We start from the raw sequence: 8,006 nt of genomic DNA on the forward strand, positions 1-8,006 counted from the left end.
TGGGCGGCGACACGGCGACTGTCACCCTGCGCCGGCTGGAGCCGCGGACGCCCATGACGGAGCCCCGGCCGGAGCCGGTGACGCAGCTGCGCCCCGGGATCTGGTACGTGGACATGACGCGCCTGACGACGCAGGCGTTCCAGGCCGCGCTGCCGGACCTGGAGCGCGCGTCTGGCATCGTCTTCGACATGCGGGGCTATCCATCGGGGCTCAACGCCGCCACCTTCTTTGGGCACCTGGTCCGCGAGCCGGTCACGAGCGCGCAGTGGCACATCCCCGTGACCACCCGTCCGGACCGCGCGGACCTGCGCTACGAGCAGCGCCCGGGGTGGGACCTGCGGCCGGCGGCGCCGTACCTGGCCGCGCCGCGCGTGTTCATCACGGACGGGCGCGCCATCAGCTACGCGGAGTCGGTGATGGGGATCGTGGAGGCGTACCGCCTGGGCGAGATCGTCGGCGGGGCGACGGCGGGGACCAACGGCAACGTGAACCCGCTGACGCTGCCCGGCGGCTACGGCGTGGGATGGACGGGCATGCGCGTCCTCAAGCACGACGGCTCGCGGCACCACGGCGTGGGCATCGCGCCCACGGTGCCGCTGGAGCGCACGCGCGCCGGCGTGGCGGCCGGCCGCGACGAGCTGCTGGAGCGGGCCGTGGAGCTCGTCTCGCGCGCGGCGTCGCGGCCGTGACGCCGCGGCGGATGCGGATCCGGGGCGCGTGCCTGGCCCTCGCGCTGGCGCTGGGTGCCTGCGCGCCCGCCGTCCGCGCCCATCCACCGTCGTCCGCGCCGGCGGTGGAGGCGTGGATGGCGGACCGGCTGTACCTTGGTCGGACGATCCCGGGTGGCGGCACCGTGTCGGATTCGGCGTGGACGGCGTTCCTGGCGGAGGTGGTGACGCCGCGCTTTCCCGACGGGCTCACGGTGCTGCGCGGGGAAGGGCAGTGGCGCGACCCGGCCGGCGTCATCGTCCGGGAATCCAGCTTCGTCCTGGAGATCTACCACGCCGACGCCGCCGCGGTGGATGCCGCGCTCGAGGAGATCGCGGCGGAGTACAAGCGCCGCTTCCGGCAGAAATCCGTGATGCGCGTCCGCACCCCGGCGCAGGTCGAGTTCCACGACTGATCCGCATCCGCACGTTGTTGTTCAACCTCCCCCAGGGTTTTTGGGGGGAGGTGCGAGCCTGGGCGAGCGGAGGGGGCGCTCACGCGGAGGCTGCCTTCGTGCACGAGCGTTCGGATCGATACGACGCATTGCTGAAAACCGCTCACCGCGCCACTGCGTCATCCTGAGGGAAGCGCCCGCGCGCAACTCGCCGGGCGCAGGACTCTGGGCGCGACCGAAGGATCTTGTGTGCGATCCTCTGCGGCCGCTCCCGTGCATGGACGCTGCTTCCGGGCGGTGCCTGATCTTCCGTCGCGCCATGAAAGCAGACGGGCGAAAGACTTGCGCGGCGTCTCCCCGGGATGACGCGGCGTGCGATCCGGGCCGGCAGTTCGGGCGAGAACGCGCGACGGCAGAACACAACCAAGCGAGGAGCAGAGGATGGAAGTGATCCGGCTCGTGCACCCGTCGGGTGCGTCGGCGGAGGTGCGCCGGAACGGGGCGCACGTGACGTCGTGGATCCCGGCCGGCGGCGGCGAGGCGCTGTTCCTGAGCCGCGCCTCGCGCTTTACCCCGGGGAGGGCCATCCGCGGCGGCGTGCCCGTCATCTTCCCCCAGTTCGCCGAGCAGGGCCCGCTGCCCAAGCACGGCTTCGCGCGCACGGAGCAGTGGGACGCGGTGGAAACGTCGGACACGCGCGTCGTCTTTCGCCTGCGCTACAGCATGTTCACGCGCGCCATCTGGCCCCACCGCTTCGCCGCCGAGCTCGCGGTGGAGCTGGAGGAGCGGCGGCTCGCCATCCACCTCTCCATCCGGAACGTGGATTCCGAGCCGTTCTCGTTCACGTCCGCCCTGCACACCTACCTGCGCGTGGCGGACGTGGGGCAGGCGAGCGTGGCGGGGCTGCGCGGGCTGAGCTACCGCGACAAGCTGCGCGACGGCGGGACGTTCACGGAGGATGCGGATCCGCTCCGCATCCCCGGCGAGATCGACCGCGTGTACGTCGACGCGCCCCGCGAGCTGCGCGTCCGCGACGAGGCCGGCGGGCGGACGATCGTCGTCCATTCGGAGGGATTCGCGGACGCCGTGATCTGGAACCCCGGCGCGGACAAGGCGGCCGCGTTCCCCGACATGGAGGCCGGCGAGGAGCGGGAGATGCTCTGCGTGGAGGCTGCGCAGGCCGCCGCCCCCGTCACCCTCGCCGAGGGCGAGACGTGGGAAGGCGCGCAGGTGCTGGAGATCGCGTCCTGACGCGGAGGAATTCCATGGCCGTCCCGTCCGCCCTGTTCATCCTCACGGCCATGCTGGCCGCGGCGCAGCAAACGCTGCTGCGCCCGCCCCGCGCCGCACCCGTCCGCTCGCCGCGCCGCGCGATCCCCATCGCACTGGACGAGCCGGCCCGCGACGCGCAGTTTGATTCGCTGCTGCGGCGCGGCGTCATCGTCCGGGCGAGCCCCGGACGCTACTACCTGGACGAAGCCGCCCTCGTCCGCGAACGGCGCGTGCGGCCCCGGGCGGGGAAGGCCATCCTGCTGACCCTCGTCGTTCTCGGGGGCGCCGCCCTCCTCCTGCGGGTTACCTGACCCCTCCCCACCACACCCGGTCCGACATGCCCTTTCTCTCCGGAACGCTCGCGCCCCTCGTGCTGCTGGTGGCCCTGGCCGCCGTCCCCGCCGCCGCGCAGGCCGCGGACAGCGTGCTCATCGCCGAGGCGAGCGCGTTCATGGACGCGTACGGGCGCGACCTGGCGGCCGCCAGCCGCGAGGCCATCGCGGACCGCTACGACCGGCGCGGCGTGCACTTCATGTTCAACGCCGAGCGCCAGCTGGTGCCGTGGGAACAGCTGCGGGAGCAGTACCGCACGCGCTGGCAGCCGCCGGCGGCGTTCGAGTGGATGAACCTGGTGTTCGAGCCCGCGGGGCCGGACGCCGTCGTCGTCAACGGCCACTTCTTCTGGACGCTGCGCGCGGGCGAGCTGCCCATGCGCTTTCGCTACACGGCGCTCCTCGTCCGCCAGGACGGCGCCCTGCGCATTCGCCTGGAAGACGAGTCCGTCGCCCCCGTCACGCCCGCCGCGCCGCCTGCCCCGCAGGAGTGAGTCAGCGCCCCTGGTCGGGCGTGGATGAAGGCGCGATCCGGGATGGGTTTGAAGTTGTTTCTCGCCCATGCTGTCATTCGGCCGGCGCCTGATAGGGTACGAAGGACAGTCCCAGCCGGCGCCGGCCGACCCGGAATGACAGCACGGGTGAGAAACGACTCCGGATCCAGGAAATCCGCTGTAATCGGATTCGCGGCGCGCTAATCGAATCCTCACGCGGGGGCGCCGCTGTCGCTCTCCGCGCCCGCCGCGGCTCCGTGTGGGAAAACGCCCTTCCTCCGCCCGCCGAAGCAAGCCGCCGCGCCGCGCGAAGACCGTCGGAGCGTCCGGCCCGGATGCTGCGATGGGGAGCCGGGTGCTAAAGCACTTGCTTTGACAAACCTCTGCCGCGCGTCCATCTTACCGGAATGTCTTCTGAGCAGCTCCTTCATCAGATCCGGCTGAACGGGACGATCCCGCGGCACGTGGCCATCATCATGGATGGCAACGGGCGGTGGGCGCGCGAGCGCGGGCGTCCGCGCGAGTTTGGCCACCGCGCCGGGATGACGTCCGTGCGCGCCGCCGTCGAAGCCGCCGGCGACGCCGGCGTGGAGGTGCTCACCCTCTTTGCCTTCAGCTCCGAGAACTGGCAGCGCCCCCAGGGCGAGGTGTCGGCGCTCATGGCGCTGCTGGAGCTGTACGTGCGCCGCGAGCGCAAGGAGCTCAAGGAAAAGGGGATCGAGGTGCGCGCCGTGGGCGACCTGCACCGCCTGGGGCCCCGCACCCGCGCCGCCATCCAGTCCATCGTGGACCACACGCGCGGCGGGCCCAAGATGCGGCTGAACCTGGCCATCAGCTACGGCGCCCGCGACGAGATCGTCACGGCCGCCCGGCGGCTGGCCGAGCGCGTCCGCGAGGGCACGCTCATGCCCGGGGAGATCGACGAGGAGCTGTTCGCCGAGCAGCTGTACTTTGCCGACGTGCCGGACCCCGACCTGCTCATCCGCACCTCCGGCGAGATGCGCATCAGCAACTTCATGCTGTGGCAGCTGGCGTACACGGAGATGTACGTGTCGCCCGTGCTGTGGCCGGACTTTGGCCGCGAGCACCTGTTCCGCGCCATCCTCGACTTCCAGCAGCGCGAGCGGCGGTTCGGCCGCGTGCTGGCCAGCTGAAGGGCCCTCCCGTGGCGGCATCCGAGACGCGCACCCGCGTCCTCGTCGCGATTCCCGGTGTGATCCTGGCCCTGGGCGCCATCTACCTCGGTGGATGGTTCCTGGCCGCCCTGCTGGCGCTCTGCGCGGCCCTCACGGCCCGCGAGACGTACCGCATGGCCGCCCGAAAGGGCCCCCGCCCGTTGGAGGTCCCCGGCATGGCCGGCGCGGCGCTCGTCGTCCTGGCGATGGGTATCACGCCCACGGCCGGGCTGTCGTCGCCTGTGCCGGCGTGGACGCTCCTCCTGCTCACCGTCGTGGTGGCCGCGGCCGCCATCTGGGCGCGGGGCGTGGAGGGCGAGCCCCTGCTCTCCGTGGCCGTCACGGTCTTCGGCGCGGGGTACGCGGCCCTGCTGGGCTTTGGCCTGTTCCTGCGCCACCTACCCGGCGTGCGCGACCCGCTGCACGCCTCCGCCATCCTCCTGGCCCCCGTGCTGCTGACGTGGGTGAGCGACACGTTCGCCTACTTCGGGGGGCGGGCGCTGGGCCGCCACAAGCTGATCCCCAAGGTCAGCCCCGGGAAGACCGTGGAAGGCGCCCTGAGCGCCGTCGTGGGAACCCTGCTGGCCGGCGCGGCATATTCACTCTTCATGGAGCGGTTCAACACCTACGTGCCCACGGTGGCCGAGGGGGCCTTCTTCGGGCTCCTGGTGTCCGTGGCCGCGCAGGCGGGCGACCTGGCCGAGTCCCTGTGGAAGCGCGACGTGGGCGTGAAGGACTCGGGGACGCTGCTGCCGGGGCACGGGGGGGCGCTGGACCGCTTTGACTCGCTGCTGTTTACCCTGCCCCTGGGGTACGCCTTCTTTACGCTCTTCGTGGGGCAGTGGTAGGACGATGAAGGGCGTCGCCATCCTGGGCGCCACGGGCAGCATCGGCGCCAGCGCGCTGGCCGTGCTGGCCCAGCACCCGGACCGCTTTCGCGCCGTGGCCCTCACGGCCCACCGCAGCGCGGACGCCCTCCGCGGGCTGGTGGCCCGCCACCGCCCGTCGCTCGCCGTCCTTTCCGACGCCGAAGTGCCGGCGGACGCCGGCGGCCCCACGCGGTGGGCGTCCGGCCGCGAGGCGCTCCTGGAGGCCGCCACGCACCCCGACGCCGACATCGTCGTCAACGCGCTCGTGGGCGCCGCGGGGCTGGAGCCCACGCTGGCGGCGCTGGAAGCCGGCAAGCGCGTGGCGCTGGCCAACAAGGAGTCGCTCGTCTGCGGCGGGCCGCTGGTGCTGCAGGCAGCGGAGCGGGGCGGGGGCGAGCTCATCCCCGTGGACAGCGAGCACAGCGCCATCTTCCAGTGCCTGGCGGGATCCAGGCCCGGCGAGGTGCGGCGGCTGATCCTGACGGCGTCGGGCGGGCCGTTCCGCTGCTGGGCCCCGGAGCTCATCAGCTCGGCGACGGCGGCGGACGCCCTGCGGCACCCCACGTGGGACATGGGGTCCAAGATCACCATCGACAGCGCCACGCTGGCCAACAAGGCGCTGGAGGTGATCGAGGCGCACTTCCTGTTCGGCGTGCCGTACGCGCGCATCGAGGCGGTGGTGCACCCGCAGTCCATCATCCACTCCATGGTGGAGACGGTGGACGGATCGGTCCTGGCGCAGATGGGCTTTCCCACGATGGAGCTGCCCGTCCTCTACGCCCTGGCGTACCCCGAGCGGCTGCCGTACGACAGCCGCCGCTTTGATCCCGTGGCGGCGGGCACGCTCACGTTCGAGCCCGTGCGGGACGACTGCTTTCCCGCGTTTGCCCTGGGCGTGCGGGCCGGCCTGCACGGCGGCACGACCCCCGCGGTGTTCAACGCGGCCAACGAGGTGGCGGTGGCGGAGTTCCTGGCGGGTCGCATCCCCTTTGGCGGCATTGCCGATTCCATCGCCGACGCCCTGGAGCGCTGGCCCGGCGGCCCCGTGCGCACGCTGGACGACGTGCGCGAGGCCGACGCCTGGGCCCGGCGCGCCGCGCATACCTACCTGACCCGGCTGGCCCCGTGCTGATGTCCATCCTGGCGACCGTCGTCGCCCTCTCGGTCCTGATCCTGATCCACGAGTTCGGGCACCTGTTCGCCGCGAAGTCCGTGGGCATCGCCGCGCCGCGCTTTTCGCTGGGGCTGGGCCCTCGCGTGGCCGGCTTTCACTGGGGGGAGACGGAGTTCGTCATCTCCGCCATCCCCCTGGGCGGCTACGTGAAGATGGCGGGGATGGAGGACGACGAGGCCATGGAGGTGCTGGAGGGCGGCGAGCAGGCGCCCCCCGTGGACCCGTCGCGGACGTTCGACGCCAAGCCCCTGTGGGCCCGCGCCTGGGTGATCTCGGCGGGCGTGATCATGAACCTGCTGTTCGCCCTGCTGGCCAACATCGTCCTGGCGTTCGCGCAGGGCGAGCCCTACATCAGCGAGACCCGGCTGGCGCCCATCACCACGCTGGGCGGCTCCACGGCGCAGGTGGCGCAGGTGCCCCTGGGGGCGCGGGTCGTCTCCGTGGGCGGCCGCCCCGTGGCCAACTACAACGAGATCCAGGACGCCCTTCTGGCGGCCCCGGCGGGCCCCGTGGCCCTGGGGCTGGAGGGCCGGCCCGTCGTGACGCTGCAGCTGCCCGCGCCGGGCGGCAGCCGCGACAGCGTGGTGGGGGCCCTGCAGCCCCTCTCGGCGCCCGTGCTGGGGCAGCTCAATCCCGACCAGCCCGCGGCGGACGCGGGGCTGCGGGCGGGCGACAGCATCGTGAGCATCGACCGGCAGCCCATCCGCACCTGGCCCGAGGCGGTGGAGCGGGTGCGGGCCAGCCCCGGCAAGCCCCTGGCCGTCGTCGTGGAGCGCAACGGCACGCGGCGCGAGGTCACGCTCACGCCCCGCGCCGAGAAGGAGCAGGACAAGACGGTGGGCAAGATCGGCGCGGCGGGACTGCCCCAGACGGCCTACCGCACGCTGGGCTTTGGCGAGGCGCTGTCGTACGGCACCGCCGAGACGGGGCGGATGATCAAGACGCTCATGGTCACGCTGCGGGACCTGTTCACGGGTGCGCTGTCGCCGCGCAACCTGGGCGGCCTGCTGGCCATCGGCGAGGCGTCGGGCGAGAGCGCCCAGCAGGGGCCGGCCACCTTTTTGTGGTTCCTGGCGTTCCTGTCCGTGAACCTGGCCGTGCTCAACCTGCTGCCCATCCCCATCCTGGACGGCGGGCACCTGATGTTCCTGGCCATCGAGGCCGTGCGCGGCCGGCCGCTGTCGGTGGAGTCGCGCATCCGCCTGTCGCACGTGGGGCTCATCATTGTCGTGGGCCTGATGCTGTGGGCCAACGGCAACGACGTGGTGCGTCTCTTCCAGCGCTACTTCGGCGGCTGACGGACGCGGGGTCCCGCGCCCGCGGGACCCCGGCTGCTCCCCGTGCGCGGAGCACACCTCTCCTCATCGTTCCCGAACGCTCCGAGGGTTGAACAAAAAGCCCTCAACGTGGTACATTTCCAGGCTGTTCCGCGCCGCGCCGGTGAACGGATGTTCGTCCGGCGCGTCCCCCGCCGCGGGAAGGCCTTATTCGATGGATCATCGTGCCGGCCCCCCAATCCCAAATTCGACAGGCGAGACAGGCGATGAATCGGACGGAACTCGAACAGATCGAGCGTCTGCTTGTTCGT

At 72.2% G+C, this 8,006-nt stretch carries 9 protein-coding genes; all 9 read left to right on the plus strand.

What is annotated here, in order from left to right:
• Positions 1-689 (plus strand): S41 family peptidase (locus VFZ20_RS20100; protein ID WP_329685725.1); only part of this gene is annotated, 689 nt, incomplete at its 5' end.
• Between the two features lie 11 nt (positions 690-700).
• Positions 701-1,123: a DUF3574 domain-containing protein gene (locus tag VFZ20_RS20105; RefSeq protein ID WP_329685726.1), complete on the plus strand. Its 423-nt coding sequence runs from the start codon at positions 701-703 to the stop codon at positions 1,121-1,123.
• A gap of 420 nt (positions 1,124-1,543) precedes the next feature.
• On the plus strand, positions 1,544-2,353 hold the full coding sequence (locus tag VFZ20_RS20110; RefSeq protein ID WP_329685727.1) for a D-hexose-6-phosphate mutarotase: 810 nt from the start codon (positions 1,544-1,546) through the stop codon (positions 2,351-2,353).
• Between the two features lie 14 nt (positions 2,354-2,367).
• A complete protein-coding gene (locus VFZ20_RS20115) occupies positions 2,368-2,685 on the plus strand; it encodes a hypothetical protein (protein WP_329685728.1) in 318 nt (105 codons plus the stop codon).
• A gap of 26 nt (positions 2,686-2,711) precedes the next feature.
• Positions 2,712-3,200: a hypothetical protein gene (locus VFZ20_RS20120; RefSeq protein ID WP_329685729.1), complete on the plus strand. Its 489-nt coding sequence runs from the start codon at positions 2,712-2,714 to the stop codon at positions 3,198-3,200.
• Positions 3,201-3,607: 407 nt separating this feature from the next.
• Positions 3,608-4,354, plus strand: coding sequence for an isoprenyl transferase (locus VFZ20_RS20125; protein WP_329685730.1), 747 nt, complete (start codon positions 3,608-3,610; stop codon positions 4,352-4,354).
• 11 nt (positions 4,355-4,365) lie between these two features.
• Positions 4,366-5,223 (plus strand): phosphatidate cytidylyltransferase, encoded by an 858-nt coding sequence (locus VFZ20_RS20130; RefSeq protein WP_329685731.1) that lies wholly within the window; start codon positions 4,366-4,368, stop codon positions 5,221-5,223.
• 4 nt (positions 5,224-5,227) lie between these two features.
• A complete protein-coding gene (gene dxr, locus VFZ20_RS20135) occupies positions 5,228-6,376 on the plus strand; it encodes a 1-deoxy-D-xylulose-5-phosphate reductoisomerase (protein WP_329685732.1) in 1,149 nt (382 codons plus the stop codon).
• A complete protein-coding gene (gene rseP / locus VFZ20_RS20140) occupies positions 6,376-7,716 on the plus strand; it encodes an RIP metalloprotease RseP (RefSeq protein ID WP_329685733.1) in 1,341 nt (446 codons plus the stop codon). The genes dxr and rseP overlap by 1 nt, the downstream gene beginning before the upstream one ends.
• The last annotated feature ends 290 nt before the right edge of the window (positions 7,717-8,006 follow it).

The sequence above is a fragment of the Longimicrobium sp. genome, assembly GCF_036280135.1.
Taxonomy (GTDB): Bacteria; Gemmatimonadota; Gemmatimonadetes; order Longimicrobiales; family Longimicrobiaceae; genus Longimicrobium.